Raw genomic sequence first — 21,322 nt, forward strand, 5'->3', positions numbered from 1 at the left:
GAGAGCAATTTTAACTAAACAGCGGCTCAACGAAACCTCATCTTCGCATTTTCTCCCTTATCCATTGAAGAGGCGTTGAGTCAGCACCTGATGAAATTGAGATCTCTTAATGAAATGTGAGTTGCACCATGTCCGTTATCGCTACTGTTTTTGAACCTCAACGGCCGCTCCCGAAAACGGCCTGGCAGCTATTCGCTTCTCTGCTTACCGGCGATCTTGTGCCGGGACCCGCCTGGGAGAAAGGCTCCCACCGGCGTAAATTCCTGCTGCGCTCGCTGGCGATGCCTTTTGCCACCGCGCACTTTTTGTCACGTCTCGTTGACCAGCCGCACCTCGCCCGCAAGCTGCATATGCAGCCGGGTCTGCCGTGCCGGTTACACCGCCCCTGGCTCTCCGTCAACCTGACGCGTCAGCAGGCCAGCGAAGCGATTTGCTGGCATTACGACACGTTCCATCGTCTGCTGCCCGAAGGGATGGTGAACAGCTATCTCACGACGTCGGGCTGCACGCTGGCCCGGCTGACCGGAAAAGATGAGCAGAGTTACTCCATCCGTCTCTGGTCAGACGCCGCGCTGGATAAAGAGGGCGAAGCGACGCTCACCTTCTATGACGCGCTGGAGACGCCGCTGGCGCGCCTCACCTTCACCATCTGCCCCTTTAACGGCTTGACCACGCTCTACATTGGCGGGCTGCAAGGGCCAAAATCCCATGTGCCCCACGAAGCGATCCAGGGCGCGACCAAAGCCTGTCACGGGCTGTTCCCGAAGCGGCTACTGGTCGAAGCGGCAATGATGCTGGCGCAGTTCCTCGAAGTAGAAACGATCCGTGCGGTAAGCAACGAAACCCACATCTACCAGAGCCTGCGCTATCGCAAGAAAAAACTGCGCCAGCTGCACGCGGACTACAACAGCTTCTGGGAATCGCTCGGTGGCGTTGTCGATGGCCAGAGAGACTTTGTGCTGCCACTGATGATGCCGCGTAAACCGATCGAGGAAATCGCCAGCAAAAAACGCGCAGAGTATCGCCGCCGTTATGAGCTGCTCGACAGCCTGCAAAGCCAGACTGCCGCACGTTGCCAGTGTTAATCGGCTCTCCCGCGCGCCAGCCACAGCACGCGGGAGAACATTTTACGCAGCAGCGGCGGGATCGCCTCCACGCCGCGCCTGCCCGCTTCCATCGCCACCTCAATCGCCAGATCCGGTTTTGACGCGCGGTGAATCGCTTTGGTGATCACCCGGTGCGCGTTCATCGGCACGTTCGCCGGCAGCTGTGCCACGCGGTGATAGACATCATCAAACCCTTCGCGATACATAAAATGCTCCATGTCGCGCGCCGGTAGTTCGGTTAAATGAACCCGCACCTGATCGGGATGGTTATCAAGCACGCCGCGCACGGTGGCGGCATATTTTTTCCCCGCTTCGTCGCCATCCACCAGCACATGCCACTCAATGCCCATCCGGCGGGCAAATTTGATCAGTGGCTTCAGGCCGGACTGCGCGAACTCAATCACCTTTATCCCTTCAGCATCAAAGTGGTGCCCACACTGGCGCGCAAGATCGTTAATCACCCAGGTTTCCGTCTCCCCCTCGACCAGTAGCCAGCAGCGGGCAAAGAGCGCCGAAGGACGGTTGACGCGAATATGAAACGCGATGCGTCGCCCATCCTCTGCGCTCAGCCCACCCGGCCCGAGGCGCCAGGCCGCGACGCGTGACGATTCGCGCACCAGACGGCAGACATGCTCGACGGGCGTCAGCGACAGCAGTTCGCCGGAGTTAGTGGTGGTAATACGCTGCAACGGCAGCAGGTTTAACAACTGCCAGGCGACGGAGAGCATAATCGGATGCAGCCGCGTTTCGGGATCTTCCACCAGCAACAGCGGACGCGCATCGCGGTCGAGGCGCACAGAGCCTTTGGCCTGCAATAGCGTGGAAAAAAAGCCCAGCAAGATCACCCGGTACATGCGCCCACCGGGCTTATCAATCATGCGGTTGATGGTGTCGAGATAGCGCCAGCTGCGCTGCTCATCATGGGAGCGGCGGCGCATCAAGCGCGGCAGCGACGTACCGCTGCCCTGCTCGGCAAAGTAGTGCTCCAGCAGTTGCACCATCGCCGATAAGCCGTGGCGGATCTGCGCATCGGTCAGGTTTTGCGGTCTTGATACCAGCTCGCGGGAGAGAAAATCGAGCTGGCGCGCGGTGCTCTCCAGCAGCGGTGTTTCCGGCGTGCCGCCGCTGCGCAGCCGGCGCATAAAACGCGCATCGCGCAGGCGCAGCACCGGCGAGAGGCGAATCAGGTGGCGCGCCATCTCATCACTGTCACGCAGCGGCAGCAATTCGCCTTTGGTGTCGAGGAAACCGCGCAGCGTCCTTACTTCGCCCCCGGCAGAAAGCTCCCCTTCATGGCGATAAAAGAGGCGGTGATAACCATCGTCACTGGGCACCCAGCACTCCGCCAGCGGTCGGTAGCGCCGCGTTTTGTGCCGCCCCGGCTCCGATTCGCGAAAGGTGAGAATAATGTGCAGGTGGTGCTCGCGGCCGTTGATGTCCCCCGGCGGGAACCAGAAGTCATCGCGCACAAAGTGGTAGAGATCGTTTTGCGGCGACAGTAGCAGGGTGAGCGCATCCAGCAGGCTTGATTTGCCCCATGCGTTCTCACCAATCAACACGTTGTTCTGTTCAAGCTGCAATGAGAGGCGATTAATACCCCGAAATCCAACAACCTCAACTCGCTCCAGAATCATCTCTCATCCTCCTGGTGTGTTGCCCTCTCCCTGCGCCAACAGCATAACGGCATGCGGGAAGCGCCAATGAAATCTGCATTTGCATAAAATCGCTCACTTTTCGCAGCTTTACTCACTTTCAGCCTTTCTGTAGTGTGTTGCAGTGAATATAAATTTACGTAAGGATTCGGGCTGTTCATGTTTTCAGGATTGTTAATTATTCTTCTGCCGCTGGTCGCGGGCTACCTCATTCCGCTGCGCCACGAGCCCGCGCTCAAACTGATCAATAAACTGCTCAGCTGGATTGTCTACGTGATCCTCTTTTTTATGGGTATCAGCCTCGCCTTCCTTGATAACCTTAGCGCTAACCTGCTGTCGATATTGCATTATTCCGCGGTCAGCGTGGTGATTATTTTACTCTGCAACGCCTGTGCGCTGCTGTGGCTGGAGCGATCCCTGCCGTGGCACCATCACCATCAGCAGGAAGTGCTGCCGTCTCGGCTGGCGATGGCACTGGAGTCGTTGCGCCTGTGCGGCGTGGTGCTGCTCGGCTTTGTGATTGGCCTGAGCGGGCTTGCGTTTTTGCAGCACGCCACCGAAGCCAGCGAATACACACTGATCTTCCTGCTGCTGCTGGTCGGTATTCAGCTGCGTAACAGCGGCATGACCCTGAAACAGATTGTGCTTAACCGCCGGGGAATGATTATCGCGGTGGTCGTTGCTGCCAGTTCGCTGGTGGGCGGTGTGATCAACGCGCTACTCCTCGATTTGCCGCTGAAAACGGGGATGGCGATGGCCTCCGGCTTTGGCTGGTACTCCCTTTCCGGGATTCTGCTTACTGAATCCTTTGGCCCGGTGATTGGCAGTGCGGCGTTCTTTAACGATCTGGCGCGCGAACTGATCGCCATTATGCTAATTCCTGGCCTGATTGGCCGCAGCCGCTCCACGGCGCTGGGGTTATGCGGCGCGACGTCGATGGATTTTACCCTGCCGGTGTTGCAGCGCTCTGGCGGGCTGGAGATGGTGCCCGCCGCCATTGTCCATGGATTCGTACTCAGCCTGCTGGTGCCGCTGTTAATGGCCCTCTTCTCTGCCTGATCGCCTTCGGCGGTGGGTTTCTGCCGCCAAACTTGCGCTAAATCAATCTCTGCGTAAATAGCCGCTAAAAGACCTTTCACGCCTTCGCCCGCACTATTAATCTTAAACATGTATTTTAAATATAACTTTAAAGAAGGTGTGACCATGTTTTGTGTGCAATGTGAACAAACCATCCGTACCCCGGCAGGAAATGGCTGTTCTTACGCGCAGGGGATGTGCGGGAAAACCGCTGAAACCTCCGATCTCCAGGATCTGCTGATTGCCGCCCTGCAGGGGCTTTCCGCCTGGGCCTGCAAAGCGCGCGACTACGATCTGATTGACCATGAGATTGATAACTTTGCGCCGCGCGCCTTCTTCTCCACCCTGACCAACGTTAACTTCGATTCCGTGCGCATTATCGGTTACGCCCGCGAAGCGATTGCCAAACGTGAAGCACTGAAAGCCCTCTGCCTGGCGATCGATCCGCAGGCGCAGGTAGATAACCCGATGGCAGATTTACAGCTGGTGAGCGACGATCTCGGCGCGTTGCAGCGCCAGGCAGCGGAATTTACCCCTAACAAAGATAAAGCGGCGATTGGCGAAAACATTCTTGGCCTGCGCCTGCTCTGCCTGTATGGCCTGAAAGGCGCGGCGGCCTATATGGAACATGCCCACGTGCTCGGTCAGTACGATAACGATCTCTATGCGCGCTACCACAGCATCATGGCGTGGCTCGGCACCTGGCCGGCGGATATGAACGCCCTGCTGGAGTGCGCGATGGAGATCGGCAAGATGAACTTCAGCGTGATGAGCATTCTCGACGCGGGTGAGACCAGCCTCTATGGTCACCCGACGCCAACCCAGGTCAACGTCAAAGCGGTGGCGGGCAAATGCATTCTTATTTCCGGTCACGATCTGAAAGATCTCTATAACCTGCTGCAACAGACCGAAGGCAGCGGCGTCAACGTCTATACCCACGGCGAAATGCTGCCGGCGCACGGTTACCCGGAGCTGCGTAAATTCAAACATCTGGTCGGTAACTACGGCAGCGGCTGGCAGAACCAGCAGGTTGAGTTCGCACGTTTCCCCGGCCCGATTGTGATGACCTCCAACTGCATTATCGACCCAACCGTCGGTTCCTATGATGACCGCATCTGGACGCGCAGCATCGTCGGCTGGCCGGGCGTTAACCATCTTGAAGGCGACGACTTTGCCCCGGTGATCCGCCAGGCGCAGCAGATGTCCGGCTTCCCGTTTAGCGAGATCGAGCATCTGATCACCGTTGGTTTTGGTCGCCAGACGCTGCTCGGCGCGGTCGATACGCTGATCGATCTGGTGAGCCGGGAAAAACTGCGCCACCTCTTCCTGGTCGGCGGCTGTGACGGCGCGCGCGGGGAGCGCAGCTACTTTACCGATTTTGCCACCCAGGTGCCGGATGACTGCCTGATCCTGACGCTGGCCTGCGGTAAATACCGCTTTAACAAACTCGACTTTGGCAATATTGAAGGCCTGCCGCGTCTGGTCGATGCCGGGCAGTGTAACGACGCCTACTCGGCGATAATTCTGGCGGTGACGCTGGCCGATAAGCTCGGCTGCGGCGTTAACGATCTGCCGCTCTCGCTGGTGCTCTCCTGGTTTGAACAGAAAGCGATTGTCATTTTGCTGACCCTGCTCTCGCTGGGTGTGAAAAATATCGTTACCGGCCCCACCGCGCCGGGCTTCCTGACGCCGGATCTGCTGGCGGTGCTGAACGAGAAGTTCGGCCTGCGCCAGGTGACCACCGTCGAGCAGGATATGCAGCAGTTACTGAGCGCATAAGGAGCGAAAAATGAGCATGCCAACCCCTCAATGCCCGTGGCGGATGCAGGTGCACCATATCCACCAGGAGACGCCGGATGTCTGGACGCTTTCGCTGCTGTGCCATGATTACTACCCCTACCGCGCCGGGCAGTATGCGCTGGTGAGTATTGGCAACAGCGTCAACACGCTGCGTGCCTATACGCTCTCCTCGACGCCGGGCGTCAGTGAATACATTACGCTGACCATTCGCCGTATTGATGAGGGCACAGGCTCGCAGTGGCTGACGCGTGAGGTTAAGCGCGGCGATTATCTCTGGCTCTCCGACGCGCAGGGGGAATTTACCTGCGATAACGAACCGAACGATAGGCTGTTGCTGCTGGCGGCAGGCTGCGGCGTGACACCGATTATGTCGATGCGCCGCTGGCTGGCGAAGCACCGTCCGCAGGCGGATGTGCAGGTGATTTTCAGCGTGCGCTCGCCACAGGATGTGATCTTTGCCGATGAGTGGCAAACCTATCCGGTGACGCTGGTGGCGGAGCATAACGCCACCGAGAGCTTTGTGGCGGGGCGTTTAAGCCGCGAGCTGCTGATCGCTGTGCCGGATCTGAGTGCGCGTACGGTGATGACCTGCGGTCCGGCGCCCTATATGGCATGGGTTGAGCAGGAGGTGAAAGCACTTGGCGTCACCCGCTTCTTTAAAGAGCAGTTCTTTACGCCGGTTGCCGAAGCCGCCACCAGCGGGCTGAAGTTCAGCAAGCTGTCACCGATGAAAACTTTCTATGCGCCGGTGGGCAGCACGCTGCTGGAGGCGCTGGAGAGCAACAAAATGCCGGTCAACGCCGCCTGTCGCGCAGGCGTGTGTGGCTGTTGCAAAACGCAGGTGATTTCCGGGGAGTACTCAGTCAGCAGTACCATGACGCTGACTGAGAAGGAGATTGCCGAGGGGTTTGTGCTCGCCTGCTCCTGCCACCCGCAAGGGGATTTGGTTTTAGCGTAAGGTGCAAGTCAACATGCCGGATGGCGCTGCGCTTATCCGGCCTACAACAAAGGTGATATGCCTTTGTAGGCCGGATAAGGCGCTAGCCGCCATCCGGCATTTTTACATCACAACTACTTCCACGCGGGCGCGACGGAATATCGCCCTGCCCCCATAAACGCCACCGCCAGCGCGCCTAAGAAGAAGTAGACAATACTCTCAATCGCCCACGCGCCGGTCACCTCCAGCGAACCGGTTTCGCCAATGCCCACCATCAGCCAGGCGACAACCATGGTAAACGCCAGCACCAGCGCCGCCGGGCGGGTAAAAATACCGAGAATAATCAGCACCGGGCAGAGCACTTCCCCCACCAGCACGCCGTAAGCAATAAACCCCGGCAGCCCTTTTGCCGCAAGCATTCCGGCAATGCCATCAATCCCGCCAATCAGCTTATGCACGCCGTGAAACAGCATCAGCCCGCCGACGGCCAGACGCAGCAGCAAGCGCCCCAAATCCTCATGCGAAAACATCTTATTAACTGAGTTTAACAATGATTTAACCATCTGAAAGTATTCCTGTTTTCGTTGACTGACACCAACCTATGCCTCTTCACCGTCAAAATAAACCCCTGTTTCACTTATGGATATAATATTCCCGTCTCGTCAGCGGTTGATTGTCTAAGCTTGTAAGCGTGATCACAAAAAGGAGCCTCAATATGAAACAGACAGTGGCCGCGTATATCGCCAAAACCCTCGAACAGGCGGGCGTAAAACGGATTTGGGGCGTCACCGGCGACTCCCTCAACGGGCTGAGCGACAGCCTGAACCGCATGGGCACCATCGACTGGATGCCCACCCGCCATGAAGAGGTGGCTGCCTTCGCCGCAGGCGCCGAAGCGCAGGTGTCGGGCGAACTTGCGGTGTGCGCAGGCTCCTGCGGGCCGGGCAACCTGCACCTGATCAACGGCCTGTTTGACTGCCACCGCAACCGCGTCCCGGTGCTGGCCATCGCCGCGCATATTCCGTCGAGCGAAATCGGCAGCGGCTATTTTCAGGAGACGCATCCGCAGGAGCTTTTCCGCGAATGCAGCCACTACTGCGAGCTGGTCTCCAACCCGGAGCAGATCCCGCAAGTGCTGGCGATTGCCATGCGTAAAGCGATCCTCAACCGTGGTGTTTCCGTCGTAGTGCTGCCCGGCGATGTCGCCCTGCAGGCGGCACCGGAAAGCGCCAGCAGCCACTGGTATCGCGCCCCGCAGCCGGTGGTGGTTCCCGCCGAGGAGGAGCTGCAAAAGCTGGCGCAGTTGCTGCGTTACTCCAGCAATGTGGCGCTGATGTGCGGCAGCGGCTGTGCCGGTGCGCATAAAGAGCTGCTGGCCTTCGCCGGTAAGCTCAACGCGCCGATTGTTCACGCCCTGCGCGGCAAAGAGCACGTTGAGTATGACAACCCCTTTGATGTTGGCATGACCGGGCTGATTGGCTTCTCATCCGGCTTCCACGCCATGATGAACGCCGACACGCTGGTGCTGCTCGGCACCCAGTTCCCCTACCGCGCCTTCTACCCGAGTGATGCGAAGATCATCCAGATCGATATCAACCCGGCGAGCCTTGGCGCACACAGCAAAGTGGATATGGCGCTGGTCGGCGATATCAAAGCGACGCTGGCGGCGCTGGTGCCGCTGCTGGAGCAGAAAACGGATCGCGCCTTCCTCGATAAAGCGCTGGAGAACTACCGCGATGCCCGCAAAGGGCTGGACGATCTGGCGAAGCCGAGCGACAAGGCGATCCACCCGCAATATCTGGCCCAGCGCATCAGTGATTTCGCCGATGATGACGCCATTTTCACCTGCGATGTCGGCACCCCGACCGTGTGGGCCGCGCGCTACCTGAAGATGAACGGCAAACGCCGGTTGGTTGGCTCCTTTAACCACGGCTCAATGGCTAACGCCATGCCGCAGGCGATTGGCGCTCAGGCCACCTACCCACAGCGCCAGGTGGTGGCGATGTGCGGGGATGGCGGTTTTAGCATGTTGATGGGCGATTTCCTCTCGGTGGCGCAGATGAAGCTGCCGCTGAAGATCGTCGTCTTTAACAACAGCGTGCTCGGCTTTGTGGCGATGGAGATGAAAGCGGGCGGCTATCTGACCGATGGCACCGAATTGCAGGCCACAAACTTTGCCCGCATCGCCGAAGCGTGCGGCATCACCGGTATTCGCGTGGAGAAATCCTCCGACGTTGACGAAGCGTTGCAGCGCGCCTTCGCCATTGATGGCCCGGTGCTGATTGACGTCACCGTCGCCAAAGAGGAGCTGGCCATGCCGCCGCAAATCAAGCTTGAGCAGGCGAAAGGCTTTAGCCTCTATATGCTGCGCGCGATCATTAACGGGCGCGGCGACGAGGTGGTTGAACTGGCGAAAACCAACTGGCTCAGGTAAAACAGAGGGCATTACCCATCGCAAGATAAGGAAATGCCGTGATTGATTTACGCAGTGACACCGTGACCCGACCTGGACGCGCCATGCTGGAGGCAATGATGGCCGCCCCGGTCGGGGATGATGTGTATGGCGATGACCCAACGGTTAACGAACTTCAGGCCTACGCCGCTGAACTGAGCGGCAAAGAGGCCGCCCTCTTTTTACCCACCGGCACACAAGCTAACCTGGTCGCCCTGCTCAGCCACTGCGAACGCGGCGAAGAGTACATCGTCGGTCAGGGCGCGCATAACTATCTCTACGAAGCGGGCGGTGCGGCGGTGCTGGGCAGTATTCAGCCCCAGCCGATTGATGCTGCCGCCGACGGCACGCTGCCGCTGGATAAGGTCGCGGCAAAAATCAAAGCTGACGATATCCACTTTGCCCGCACTAAACTGCTGAGCCTTGAAAACACCCATAACGGCAAAGTGCTGCCGCGCGACTACCTGCAACAGGCCTGGAATTTCACTCGCGAGCGCGGGCTGGCGCTGCACGTTGACGGCGCGCGCATCTTTAACGCGCTGGTGGAGTATGGCTGCGATTTGCAAGCGATCGCGCAATATTGCGACTCCTTTACCATCTGCCTCTCCAAAGGTCTCGGCACCCCGGTTGGCTCGCTGCTGGTCGGTGATAAAGCCTATATCGCCCGCGCTAACCGCTGGCGCAAGATGACCGGCGGCGGCATGCGCCAGGCGGGCTTTTTAGCCGCAGCCGGGCTCTATGCGCTGAAAAACAACGTTGAGCGGCTGAAAGAGGATCATGAGAACGCCGCCTGGCTGGCGACACAGCTGCGCGAACTCGGCGTCGACGTGATGCGCCACGATACCAATATGGTGTTTGTTCGCGTCGGGGATAACGCCCAGGCGCTGGGCGCGTTTATGCGCGAGCGCGGGGTGACGATCACCGCAGGCAGCGCAGTGCGGCTGGTGACGCATCTGGATGTCAGCCGCCAGCAGCTTGGCGAGGTGGTTCGCCACTGGCAGGCCTTTTTGCAGCGCTAAGGAGCAAATGTGGCGCAGCGGATAGCAGTGCTCGGTGCCAGTGGCTATATCGGGCAGCGGCTGGTAACAGCCCTCAGTGAGCAGGAGCATCAGGTGAAAGCCGTGGCGCGGCGCTTAGGGCGGCTGCAAAAGCTGGCGGTGGCGAATGTCTCGCTGCATGAGATTGACCTCTTCTGGCCGCAGGCGCTGCCCGCACTGCTGGAGGATGTCGATACCCTCTACTATCTGGTGCACAGCATGGGCGAGAGCGGCGACTTTGTCGCTCATGAACGGCAGATCGCCCTGAATGTGCGCGATGCGCTACAGGGCTCCGGCGTGAAACAGGTGATCTACCTCAGCTCCCTGCAAGCCCACGAGGGAAGCGACTCCGATCATCTGCTGGCGCGACAGCACACCGGCGATCTGCTGCGCGCCGCAGGCGTGCCGGTGACCGAGCTGCGCGCCGGGATCATTGTTGGTGCCGGTTCGGCGGCGTTTGAAGTGATGCGCGACATGGTCTTCAACCTGCCGGTGCTGACCCCACCGCGCTGGGTGCGTTCGCGCACTACCCCTATCGCGCTGGAGAATCTGCTGCACTACCTGCTTGAGTTGCTCAACCATCCGACCGATACGCACCGGGTGTTTGAAGCCGCGGGGCCGGAGGTGCTCACCTATCAGCAGCAGTTTATCCGCTTTATGGCGGTGAGCGGCGTCAAGCGCCCCCTGATCCCGCTACCGCTGCCGACGCGGCTTATCTCGGTGTGGTTTTTACACCTCATCACCTCCGTGCCGCCCTCTATTGCCAAAGCGTTAATCCAGGGGCTGAAACATGACCTGCTGGCGGATGACCGCACTCTCCGCGCCTTAATTCCGCAAACCCTAATCTCCTTTGATGAAGCGGTGCGCCGGACGCTCAGGGAGGAGGAGAAGCTGGTGAACTCCAGCGACTGGGGCTACGATCCGCAGGCTTTCTCCCGCTGGCGGCCGCAATATGGCTACTACCCGAAGCAGGCCGGTTTCAGCGTTACCACCCAGGCCAGCGCGCAGGCGTTATGGCGGGTGATCAACGGTATCGGCGGCAAAGAGCGCTACTTTTTTGGCAATCCTCTGTGGCAAACCCGCGCCGCGCTCGACAGGCTTATTGGCCATAAGCTGGCACACGGGCGGCCGCAACGCCCTTATTTGCAGGTTGGCGATGCGGTAGACAGCTGGAAGGTGATTATCGTTGAGCCGGAGCAGCAGCTTGCCCTGCTGTTTGGCATGAAAGCGCCGGGGCTTGGGCGGTTAGTTTTTACCGTGACAGATAAGGGCGATTGCCGGGTGCTGGATGTGCGCGCCTGGTGGCATCCGCACGGTATGCCGGGGCTCTTTTACTGGCTGCTGATGTTTCCGGCGCATCTGTTTATTTTTCGCGGTATGGCACAACGTATCGCCAGGCTTGCGGAAAAAGGCAGTGAAAAAGTCTGAGCCCATCGCCTTTCTTTTAACAATCCCATTGCATCACGACGTGATTCACGAAAGAATGCGCGCGATAAACGCTTAACACAGTGGATTGCTATGAAGGTTCTGGTCACGGGCGCAACCAGCGGTTTAGGCCGAAACGCGGTCGAATATCTGCGGCAAAAAGGCATTGCAGTCCGGGCGACGGGCCGCAACGAAGCGATGGGCAAGCTGCTCTGCAAGATGGGCGCTGAGTTTGTACCGGCGGATTTAACCCAGCTGGTCTCTTCGCAGGCGAAAGTGATGCTCGCGGGTATCGACACATTGTGGCACTGCTCGAGTTTTACCTCGCCATGGGGTACTCAGGAAGCGTTTGATCTCGCCAACGTGCGCGCCACGCGCCGTCTCGGCGAATGGGCGGTTGCCTGGGGCGTACGTAACTTTATTCATATCTCCTCCCCGTCCCTCTATTTCGACTATCACCACCACCGCGACATTGACGAAGCCTTCCGTCCACGGCGCTTCGCCAACGAGTTTGCCCGCAGTAAAGCCGCCGGGGAGCAGGTTATCGATCTGCTGGCGCAGGCGAACCCGCAAACCCGCTTTACCATTTTGCGCCCGCAGAGCCTGTTTGGCCCGCACGATAAAGTCTTTATCCCGCGGCTGGCGCAGATGATGCAGCACTACCGCAGCGTTTTACTGCCGCGCGGCGGCGATGCGCTGGTCGATATGACCTACTACGAAAATGCGGTGCATGCGATGTGGCTGGCGAGCCAGCCGGAATGCGACGCCCTTCCCTCCGGGCGCGCCTTTAATATCACCAACGGCGAACCGCGCTCGCTGCGCACCATTGTGCAGACACTGATCGATGAGCTGGGTATCGACTGCCGTATTCGCTCCGTGCCTTACACCATGCTGGATATGGTGGCCCGCAGTATGGAGCGCTTCGGCGACAAGCGCGCGAAAGAGCCCGCCTTTACGCACTACGGCGTCTCGAAGCTCAATTTTGATTTCACGCTGGATATCAAACGCGCGCAGCAGGAGCTGGGCTACACGCCGATTGTGACGCTCGATGAGGGCATCAGACGCACGGCGTTCTGGCTAAAAGATCACGGCAAGCTGCACCGCTAAGGGACTCAAAACGGCCCGGACCTGATTTCGGAAACCCGCTGGCCGTTTTTATTGATGTAAAACCACTCACCGCCGCCCAGCGCCGTATGTTCGCCTTCGCGCTGCGGCTTGCAGCCGTTACAGACCAGCGCTTTACCCTCCTGAAACTGCCAGGCGTAATCAAACTGCGGCGCAATATGATTGCGGAACGAATCGTCCCAGTAACCCACTTTGCCATTCTGCCGGGCGCGCACCAGCCCTTCGACAAACCAGTCCGGCCCGTTATCGAAATGCACTACCGGCAGGTAGCGATCCGGCGCGCGGACATAGTAATCGGCATCCGGCAGCCCGGCCTGGCGGGTGTAGTCATACAACCCAACCCACGACATGCCATCCACAGCCTGGCTCTTTTCGAACAGCTCCGGCAGGAACAGCAGCTTGCCCTCCTGCAGAGTGGCGCAGTTGGCGAGGGTCTCGACGTTGTCGGTTTTTTTATCCCAGTAAGCACAGCTAAAGGGCGGTGTCGGCGCACTGTGAGCGGCAAAAGCCGTCATCAGCAGCGCGCCGGTAAGGATGCGTAAACCCATCTCCATTGACCTCGTCATAAGCCGGTCGGCAGAGATCACTCTGCCTGACCATATTTTTCCAGTAAAGCCTCGGCGATCGCTAAGCTTTCGGCGTCAGCTACGCCGTCCCACTTCGCCGGGCGAAAATGCATTTGAAATGCCATGATGACCCGCTTTTGTTGCAGCGGTGTCATATACGATTTGACGTCATACCCGTAACGCGCCAGCAGGTCGAGCAGTGCCGCGTTGCTGACCCGCGTGTACTCCGCGCGGCCATTGAGGTAAAAAGCCACCCGCGCCGGATCGGGCCAGGCGCCAATCCCCTGCGCGGCTAGCACCTGCCAGGGAAACTGCGGGCCGGGATCGTCTTTGCGCTGCGGGGCGATGTCCGCATGCGCCACCACATTCTGCGGCGGGATGTTGTAACGCGCGACGATATCTTTTACCAGCGGAATCAACGCATTAATTTGTGCCTGCGCAAAAGGAACGAAGGTTTTACCGCCCGACGCCTTCTCCCAGCCGCGGTTTTCCAGCTCAATGCCGATGGAGGTGTCGTTAATGCGCGTCGATCCGCGCCAGAAGCTGGCCCCCGCATGCCACGCCAGTTTCTGCTCCGGTACCAGCTGCCAGATGCGCGGTTTACCCTTATCGCGCGGCGGATTGGCCGGGATTAAGTAGTGCGAACTGACATCTTTACCGAGTAGTGTGGTCAACGAGACATCAAAATCATCTGCCGTATAATGGATCACCAGCACCTTGATGCGGGGATAAGCCGCTTGCGCCTGATAACGGGTCACCAGTTGATAGCCAGGTTTCTCAATAACGCCTTTGTTGTCATCTTTTTTATCGCTGGCACAGCCTGCCAGTATCAGCGCCAGTAGCACTATTCCCCACGTTTTCATGCTTCTCCTTTTAACCATCAATGCGTTACCAGACACATTATGAGAGCAATACACTATTCTTGAAAGGTTGCGACTTCTGAACAGAAATAAGGAAATCATTATGCGCTATTCAGTTTTGACTCTTGTTATGCCGTGCGCGCTGCTGTTAAGCGCTTGTACCACCGTTGAGCCCGCTTTCAAAGATACCGGCGCACGCGTCAATGCCTGCGTCGAAGGCGGCCCCGACAGTGTGGCACAGCAATTCTATGACTACCGCATTGAACATCCGGGCGCTAACTGGTCTTCGCTGCGTCCTTATCTGAGTGACGATCTGAGCAAAATGCTCACTGCCGCCAGCCGCGACGCGCGCAATAACGTGCTGCTGAAAGGCGACCCCTTCTCCAGCCGTAATCTGGCACCGGAGAAAGCCGATGTCGCCAGCGCTTCTACCATCCCTAACAGCGACGCGCGCAATATCCCGCTGCGCGTGACCTTAACCAAAGGCGATCAGCGCTGGCAGGACGAGGTGCTGATGATCCGCGAAGGCCAGTGCTGGGCGGTTGATGATGTGCGCTACCTCGGCGGTACGGTGCATGCCCCGGCCGGCACGCTGCGCCAGTCGGTCGAGCACCGGTAAGTATTGACTAAACCCATCAATAACCCCCGTAAAATGTCTGGCATTCTGTGAGGAATGCCGACATTTATGCCTGGTTCCCACGTCGACCAGTGTTATGTGCTAACTTTATGTAGAAACCTGGTTTATTTTTAAGTTTTAACGCACAAATATTGCATAACTATTCTGTCAACGTTACTATTTGCGGCCTCAATTGCTATCAGACTGCTTCGATGAGTATTAAATTAAACAGCATCAATTGCTTCTACGGCGCACACCAGGCGCTGTTCGATATCACACTGGAGTGCCCGCAGGGTGAAACGCTGGTGCTGCTCGGCCCAAGCGGCGCGGGGAAAAGTTCGCTGCTGCGCGTGCTGAACCTGCTCGAAATGCCGCGCTCTGGCCAGCTGACCATCGCAGGCAATCATTTCGATTTCGCCAAAACCCCTTCTGATAAAGCAATTCGCGAATTGCGCCAGAATGTGGGCATGGTGTTTCAGCAATATAATCTTTGGCCGCATCTCACCGTGCAGCAGAACCTGATTGAAGCGCCGTGCCGCGTGCTCGGATTACGCAAAGATGAGGCGCTGGCCCGCGCCGAGAAGCTGCTCGAGCGTTTACGCCTGAAGCCCTACAGCGATCGCTATCCGCTGCACCTTTCCGGCGGCCAGCAGCAGCGCGTGGCGATTGCCCGCGCGCTGATGATGGAGCCGCAGGTGCTGCTGTTTGATGAGCCAACCGCCGCGCTCGATCCAGAGATCACCGCACAGATCGTCAGCATCATCCGCGAGCTGTCGCAAACCGGTATTACGCAAGTTATCGTGACCCACGAAGTGGAAGTGGCGCGCAAGACGGCCAGTCGCGTGGTGTATATGGAAAATGGTCACATTGTTGAGCAAGGGGATGCGGGCTGCTTTGCCGCGCCGCAGACCGACGCGTTTAAATACTACCTATCTCACTGAAGACTCGGGAATAATGACAATGAAAAAATTACTGATCGCCGCACTTGTTGCCAGCATCAGCCTTAGCGCTACAGCAGCCCAGACCATCCGTTTCGCCACCGAAGCGAGCTACCCTCCGTTTGAATCGACCGACGCCAATAATAAAATCGTCGGTTTCGATGTCGATCTGGCGAACGCCCTGTGTAAAGAGATCGACGCCACCTGTACTTTCACCAACCAGGCTTTTGACAGCCTGATCCCAAGCCTGAAATTCCGCCGCTTCGACGCGGTAATGGCCGGGATGGATATCACGCCGGAGCGTGAAAAACAGGTGCTGTTCACCACCCCGTATTACGACAACTCTGCGATCTTCGTCGGGCAAAAGGGTAAATTCACCGGCATCGACCAGCTGAAAGGCAAGCGTGTCGGCGTGCAGAATGGCACCACGCACCAGAAATTCATCACCGATAAGCACCCGGAAATCACCACCGTGCCTTACGACAGCTACCAGAACGCGCGTCTGGATCTGCAAAATGGCCGTATTGATGCCGTGTTTGGCGACACGGCGGTAGTGACAGAGTGGCTGAAATCTGACGCTAAACTGGCCGCCGTTGGCGATAAAGTGACCGACAAAGATTACTTCGGCACCGGCCTCGGTATCGCGGTACGCCAGGGTAACACCGAGCTGCAGCAGAAATTTAACGCCGCGCTGGAAAAAGTGAAGAAAGATGGGACTTACCAGACCATCTATAGCAAATGGTTCCAGAAGTAATACTGAATGAATGAAATGTTTCCATTAGCAAGCGCCGCCGGGATGACCGTCGGCCTTGCCGTCTGCGCGCTGATCATCGGCCTGGTGCTGGCGATGATCTTTGCCGTCTGGGAGTCGGTCAAATGGCGACCGATTGCCTGGATCGGCACCGCGCTGGTGACCATTTTACGCGGCCTGCCAGAGATTCTGGTGGTGCTGTTTATCTATTTCGGCTCCTCACAGCTGCTGCTGTTGCTGTCGGACGGCTTTACCCTCAACCTCGGCATTGTGCAGATTCCGGTACAGATGCAGATTGAGAATTTCGACGTCAGCCCGTTCCTCTGCGGCGTGATCGCCCTATCCCTGCTCTACGCGGCTTATGCCTCGCAAACCCTGCGCGGTGCGTTAAAAGCGGTACCGGAGGGTCAGCGAGAGTCGGGCCAGGCGCTGGGCTTATCGAAAGGGGCGATCTTCTTTCGCCTGGTGATGCCGCAGATGTGGCGTCACGCGCTGCCGGGGCTGGGTAATCAGTGGCTGGTGCTTCTGAAAGATACCGCGCTGGTGTCGCTGATAAGCGTTAACGATCTGATGCTGCAAACCAAAAGTATCGCTACCCGCACCCAGGAGCCGTTTACCTGGTATATCGTGGCGGCGGCGATCTACCTTGTGATCACCCTGCTCAGCCAGTGGGTGCTGAAACGCATCGATCTGCGTGCGACGCGCTTTGAACGGAGGCCGGGATAATGCTTGAGTTTATGCCCGAGCTGTTCAAGGGGCTGCACACCAGCCTGACGCTGACGGTAGCCTCGCTGATTGTGGCGCTGGTGCTTTCACTGCTCTTCACTATCGTGCTGACGCTGAAAACGCCGGTGCTGACGCAGATTGTCCGCGCCTATATCACGCTCTTTACCGGCACGCCGCTGCTGGTGCAGATCTTCCTGATTTACTACGGGCCGGGGCAGTTCCCGTCATTGCAGAACTATCCGGCGATCTGGCGCCTGCTCTCTGAGCCGTGGCTCTGCGCGCTTATTGCGCTGTCGCTTAACAGCGCGGCTTACACCACGCAGCTCTTCTACGGTGCTATTCGCGCCATCCCGGATGGGCAGTGGCAATCCTGCGGCGCGCTGGGGATGAGCAAGAAAGATACGCTGGCGATCCTGCTGCCCTACGCGTTTAAACGTGCGCTCTCCTCCTACTCCAACGAAGTGGTGCTGGTATTTAAAAGTACCTCGCTGGCCTACACCATTACCTTGATGGAAGTGATGGGTCACGGGCAACTACTGTATGGACGCACCTACGATGTGACGGTGTTTGGCGCGGCCGGTTTAATTTATCTGGTGGTTAATGGCCTGCTGACGCTGATGATGCGCCTGATTGAGCGCAAAGCGCTGGCCTTTGAGCGGCGTAACTAAACTGCATAGGTAATCTGTAGAGGCGAGCTAATGACCCCATTACTCGCCTTTATTTTTATCTTCAATAAAATAAATAAGCATTATAGTTGCATATAAATTCATACACTGGCATTGTTAATCCCATGCCTCCGGGTAACAACAATAAGATAGACAGACAGGAGTTTACTGATGAAAAAAATGATACTGGCCGCCCTTCTCGCTACCGTTTCCGCAGGGAGCTTTGCGGCCGATAAGATCAGCTTCGGCGTGTCGGCGACCTATCCACCGTTTGAATCCCTGGATGCGGGCAATAAGATTGTCGGCTTCGATATCGATCTGGCGAATGCGCTCTGCAAACAGATGCAGGCCAACTGCACCTTTACCAATCACGCCTTCGACAGCCTGATCCCGGCGCTGAAATTTAAGAAGTATGACGCGGTGATCTCCGGGATGGACATTACTCCGGAGCGTAGCAAACAGGTGGCGTTTACCGACCCCTACTACGCCAACTCCGCGCTGGTGATCGCCAAAAAAGATGCCTTTAAATCCTTCGACGATCTGAAGGGCAAACGCATCGGTATGGAAAATGGCACCACCCATCAAAAATATTTGCAGGATAAGCACCCGGAAGTGACCACCGTGGCGTATGACAGCTACCAGAATGCGATTATCGACCTGAAAAATGGCCGTATCGACGGGGTGTTTGGTGATACCGCGGTGGTGAATGAGTGGCTGAAAACCAACCCGCAACTGGGTGTGGCCACGCCGAAAGTGACCGATCCGCAATATTTCGGCACCGGTCTTGGCATTGCCGTGCGCCCGGATAACAAAGCGCTGCTGGAGAAGCTGAACGCTGCGCTGAAAGCGATTAAAGCCGACGGCACTTACCAGAAAATCAGCGACCAGTGGTTCCCGCAGTAAGCCATTCGTTGTAGGCCGGATAAGGCGTAGCCGCCATCCGGCAATTACATCCCACACCAATACCAGATGGCGCGCTTTTGTAGGCCGGATAAGGCGCAGCCGCCATCCGGCAATTACATCCCATCCCCATGCCAGATGGCGCGCTTTTGTAGGCCGGATAAGGCGGAGCCGCCATCCGGCAATTAACTCGGCACAAATGCCTGATGGCGCTGCGCTTATCAGGCCTACGGGTTTGGCTTATCGGGCCTACGGGTTTTACGTTTAACGCCGTGCGCCCGAGGTGGCGATCGGCGTTTCGACGCGCTCCATCGCTATCGGGATGCTTTTATACGCCGGGATGCCGCTTTTAGTGTCGTGGCTGTCCAGCGGCACCAGAATATTGGCCTCCGGGTAATAGGCCCCTACCGAGCCGAGCGCCATATCGATCACCACAACCGTCAGGTTATCCATGCGCCGCGAGGTGGGGTTCCCCTCGGGATCGAGCGCCACCACATTCACCTGATCGCCGACGCGCAACTCGCGTCGCTCCGCCTCATCGGCATTGATAAACAGCACGTCCCGCCGCCCGGTCACGCCGCGATAACGGTCATTCAGCCCGTAAAGCGTGGTGTTGTACTGATCGTGGCTGCGTAAGGTAGTAAGCACAAGGTCGTGGCACTTGAGCGAGCGCGGATCCTCATTAATCCCCTGCATCACTTTAAACTCGGCAAAGCCCGACGGCGTATTCCACTCCCGCTCCGAGGCGGCATTACGCAGGCGGAAGCCGCCCGGTTGTTTCACCCGTTCATTGAAATTAGCAAACGCCGGGAAGACCGCTTCGATGGCATCGCGAATATTGCTGTAGTCGTTAATCATCCGATCCCAGTTCACCACCGTCTGCGGCAGCGTCGCTTTCGCAAGGGCCGCCACCAGCGCCGGTTCCGACTTCAGATGTGGAGAGGCCGGGTTTAACGATCCGCGTGAGGCGTGCACCATCGACATTGAATCCTCCACCGTCACGCTCTGCGCCCCGGATAACTGCTCATCGGTTTCGGTCCGCCCAATCACCGGGAAGAGGTAGTTGTGTTTGCCGAGCAGCAGATGGGAGCGGTTCAGTTTGGTCGCCATATGCACTACCAGATCGAGCTTGCGCATCGCCGGGAAGGTGACCTGCGGATCGGAGATCGCTTCAGCCAGATTACCGCCCAGGCAGAGCAGCGCATTCACTTTGCCGTCGCGCATCGCCTGAATGGCAGCCACCGCGCCGTGCCCATGCTCACGCGGCGGTTTAAAACCAAACACCCGTTCGAGGTTATCGAGAAACTCGGCAGAGGGAATTTCAGTGATGCCAACGGTGCGGTCGCCCTGCACATTGGAGTGGCCGCGCAGTGGGCAGATGCCCGCCCCTTTTTTGCCAATATTGCCGCGTAGCAGCAGCAGGTTGGCAATCTGCTGCACGTTTTGCGTGCCGTACTGATGCTGGGTGATGCCCATGCCGTAGCAGATAATGGTGCGTTCAGACTTGGCGTAAAGCCGGGCGATATTCTGGATCTCCTCGCGCTCCATACCGGAGACTTTCAGGATATGGTCCCAGTCGGTGGCGTCGAGATCGGCTTTCAGCTCCGCAAAACCCTGCGTGTGCTGGCGAATAAACACCTCGTCGATTACGCCCGGTTCGCCGTTCGCCAGCGCCTGCTCGTGCATCGACAGCAGGATCTTCATGACGCCTTTCAGCATCGCCGCATCACCGCCGACGCGCACTTTGTAGTAGGTCGAGGCGAGTTTGGTCGAGCTAAGGGCCAGCATCTCTATCGGGCTTTGCGGTGAGGTAAAACGCTCAAGGCCGCGCTCGCGCAGCGGGTTGATGGCGACGATGGTCGCGCCGCGTTTTGAGACTTCCCGCAGCGTCCCGAGCATGCGTGGATGGTTAGTGCCAGGGTTATGACCGATGCAAAGCACCAGGTCGCAGTGGTCAAAATCCTCCAGTTCGACGGTGCCTTTACCGACGCCAATCGACTCCGGCAGCCCGACGCTGGTCGGCTCATGACACATATTTGAGCAGTCGGGGAAGTTGTTAGTGCCATATTCGCGCGCAAAGAGTTGCCAGAGGAACGCTGCTTCGTTAGAGGCACGCCCAGAGGTGTAAAACTCAACGCTATTTGGGTCGTCATAGCTTTGCAGCAGCGCGCCAATCTCCTGAAACGCGGTCTCCCACTCAATCGCCTGATAGGTGTCGCTCTCAGCGTCATATTTCATCGGGTGGGTTAAGCGCCCCTCGCCTTCCAGTTCAAAGGCGTTGCGCTGCCACAGTTCGCTGACGGTGTGCGCGGCGAAAAATTCCGGCGTCGCGCGCTTGCTGGTCGCCTCCCACGAGACTGCTTTGGCGCCGTTTTCACAAAATTCGAATGAGGAGGTGTGCTGCGGATCTGGCCACGCGCAGCCGGGGCAGTCAAAGCCCTGCGGCTGGTTTACTTTAAATAGTGCAATCACATCCTGCTTGACGGACATCTGCCCACGCAGCGCATCGGCCACCGCTTTTAACGCGCCCCAGCCGCCTGCCGAGCCGCCGTATGGCGCGATCCCTACCGTTGATTGTTTCTGCTCTTTCATATTGCCCCACACTGTTCGCGTCTCTTTTGGCTTAAGCCTGGTACAAAAAACGCGCCTGTGGGGCAAAAAAGTCAGTATTTCGTCGCGCCAAATGGCG

General features: G+C 58.0%; 19 protein-coding genes. 14 read left to right on the forward strand and 5 right to left on the reverse strand.

All coding sequences use genetic code 11. The annotated features are described in order from the left end of the window. Window positions 1-128 precede the first annotated feature (128 nt). Entirely contained in the window at window positions 129-1,085 is a 957-nt protein-coding gene (locus ABIC80_RS09080; RefSeq protein WP_429176709.1) for a VirK/YbjX family protein, read from the forward strand. Here ABIC80_RS09080 and ABIC80_RS09085 read toward each other — a convergent pair. Further along, a complete protein-coding gene (locus ABIC80_RS09085) occupies window positions 1,082-2,740 on the reverse strand; it encodes an ATP-dependent endonuclease (protein WP_312605386.1) in 1,659 nt (552 codons plus the stop codon). The two genes, ABIC80_RS09080 and ABIC80_RS09085, sit on opposite strands and share 4 nt — an antisense overlap. Window positions 2,741-2,917: 177 nt before the next feature. Here ABIC80_RS09085 and ABIC80_RS09090 point away from each other — a divergent pair, with 177 nt between their 5' ends. The 3 genes from ABIC80_RS09090 to hcr all read left to right on the forward strand — a co-directional run bounded on the left by ABIC80_RS09090 (window position 2,918) and on the right by hcr (window position 6,593). After that, complete coding sequence (locus ABIC80_RS09090) at window positions 2,918-3,817, forward strand: lysine exporter LysO family protein (RefSeq protein WP_263752838.1); 900 nt, start codon at window positions 2,918-2,920, stop codon at window positions 3,815-3,817. A gap of 144 nt (window positions 3,818-3,961) precedes the next feature. Next, on the forward strand, window positions 3,962-5,614 hold the full coding sequence (gene hcp / locus ABIC80_RS09095) for a hydroxylamine reductase (protein ID WP_263752840.1): 1,653 nt from the start codon (window positions 3,962-3,964) through the stop codon (window positions 5,612-5,614). 10 nt (window positions 5,615-5,624) lie between these two features. Then, window positions 5,625-6,593 (forward strand): NADH oxidoreductase, encoded by a 969-nt coding sequence (gene hcr / locus ABIC80_RS09100; protein ID WP_429176712.1) that lies wholly within the window; start codon window positions 5,625-5,627, stop codon window positions 6,591-6,593. A 113-nt stretch (window positions 6,594-6,706) separates the two neighbouring features. Here the strand turns inward: hcr and ABIC80_RS09105 are convergent, their stop codons facing one another. Further along, window positions 6,707-7,135, reverse strand: a complete 429-nt coding sequence (locus tag ABIC80_RS09105; protein WP_042716323.1) for a DoxX family protein — start codon at window positions 7,133-7,135, stop codon at window positions 6,707-6,709. Window positions 7,136-7,287: 152 nt separating this feature from the next. Here ABIC80_RS09105 and poxB point away from each other — a divergent pair, with 152 nt between their 5' ends. The 4 genes from poxB (at window position 7,288) to ABIC80_RS09125 (ending at window position 12,593) form a co-directional block, all read left to right on the forward strand. After that, window positions 7,288-9,006, forward strand: coding sequence for a ubiquinone-dependent pyruvate dehydrogenase (poxB, locus tag ABIC80_RS09110; RefSeq protein ID WP_312605389.1), 1,719 nt, complete (start codon window positions 7,288-7,290; stop codon window positions 9,004-9,006). Window positions 9,007-9,044: 38 nt separating this feature from the next. After that, window positions 9,045-10,043, forward strand: a complete 999-nt coding sequence (gene ltaE, locus ABIC80_RS09115; protein WP_429176714.1) for a low-specificity L-threonine aldolase — start codon at window positions 9,045-9,047, stop codon at window positions 10,041-10,043. Between the two features lie 9 nt (window positions 10,044-10,052). Further along, on the forward strand, window positions 10,053-11,489 hold the full coding sequence (locus ABIC80_RS09120) for a DUF2867 domain-containing protein (RefSeq protein ID WP_429176717.1): 1,437 nt from the start codon (window positions 10,053-10,055) through the stop codon (window positions 11,487-11,489). Window positions 11,490-11,579: 90 nt separating this feature from the next. After that, window positions 11,580-12,593 (forward strand): NAD-dependent epimerase/dehydratase family protein, encoded by a 1,014-nt coding sequence (locus ABIC80_RS09125; RefSeq protein ID WP_054804032.1) that lies wholly within the window; start codon window positions 11,580-11,582, stop codon window positions 12,591-12,593. A gap of 5 nt (window positions 12,594-12,598) precedes the next feature. On the opposite strand, the gene ABIC80_RS09130 is transcribed toward ABIC80_RS09125, so the two are convergent. Then, entirely contained in the window at window positions 12,599-13,159 is a 561-nt protein-coding gene (locus ABIC80_RS09130; protein ID WP_225975620.1) for a WG repeat-containing protein, read from the reverse strand. A gap of 35 nt (window positions 13,160-13,194) precedes the next feature. Then, entirely contained in the window at window positions 13,195-14,040 is an 846-nt protein-coding gene (locus tag ABIC80_RS09135) for an N-acetylmuramoyl-L-alanine amidase (protein WP_429176720.1), read from the reverse strand. Window positions 14,041-14,140: 100 nt separating this feature from the next. Here ABIC80_RS09135 and ABIC80_RS09140 point away from each other — a divergent pair, with 100 nt between their 5' ends. From ABIC80_RS09140 to artJ, 6 genes are all read left to right on the forward strand, one after another. Continuing rightward, entirely contained in the window at window positions 14,141-14,656 is a 516-nt protein-coding gene (locus ABIC80_RS09140) for a lipoprotein (protein ID WP_270220584.1), read from the forward strand. A gap of 209 nt (window positions 14,657-14,865) precedes the next feature. Next, window positions 14,866-15,594, forward strand: a complete 729-nt coding sequence (gene artP / locus ABIC80_RS09145; protein ID WP_023481454.1) for an arginine ABC transporter ATP-binding protein ArtP — start codon at window positions 14,866-14,868, stop codon at window positions 15,592-15,594. A gap of 19 nt (window positions 15,595-15,613) precedes the next feature. Then, window positions 15,614-16,345 (forward strand): arginine ABC transporter substrate-binding protein ArtI, encoded by a 732-nt coding sequence (gene artI, locus ABIC80_RS09150; protein ID WP_396461763.1) that lies wholly within the window; start codon window positions 15,614-15,616, stop codon window positions 16,343-16,345. Between the two features lie 6 nt (window positions 16,346-16,351). After that, on the forward strand, window positions 16,352-17,068 hold the full coding sequence (gene artQ, locus ABIC80_RS09155; protein WP_312605393.1) for an arginine ABC transporter permease ArtQ: 717 nt from the start codon (window positions 16,352-16,354) through the stop codon (window positions 17,066-17,068). Next, entirely contained in the window at window positions 17,068-17,736 is a 669-nt protein-coding gene (gene artM / locus ABIC80_RS09160) for an arginine ABC transporter permease ArtM (RefSeq protein ID WP_023481628.1), read from the forward strand. Before artQ ends, artM begins: the two co-directional genes overlap by 1 nt. A 168-nt stretch (window positions 17,737-17,904) precedes the next feature. Further along, window positions 17,905-18,636, forward strand: a complete 732-nt coding sequence (gene artJ / locus ABIC80_RS09165; RefSeq protein ID WP_023481799.1) for an arginine ABC transporter substrate-binding protein ArtJ — start codon at window positions 17,905-17,907, stop codon at window positions 18,634-18,636. Between the two features lie 261 nt (window positions 18,637-18,897). On the opposite strand, the gene ABIC80_RS09170 is transcribed toward artJ, so the two are convergent. Further along, complete coding sequence (locus tag ABIC80_RS09170; RefSeq protein ID WP_429176722.1) at window positions 18,898-21,225, reverse strand: FdhF/YdeP family oxidoreductase; 2,328 nt, start codon at window positions 21,223-21,225, stop codon at window positions 18,898-18,900. Window positions 21,226-21,322 lie beyond the last annotated feature (97 nt).

This window comes from Kosakonia sp. 1610 (assembly GCF_050435845.1).
In the GTDB taxonomy this organism is placed as follows: Bacteria; Pseudomonadota; Gammaproteobacteria; order Enterobacterales; family Enterobacteriaceae; genus Kosakonia; species Kosakonia cowanii.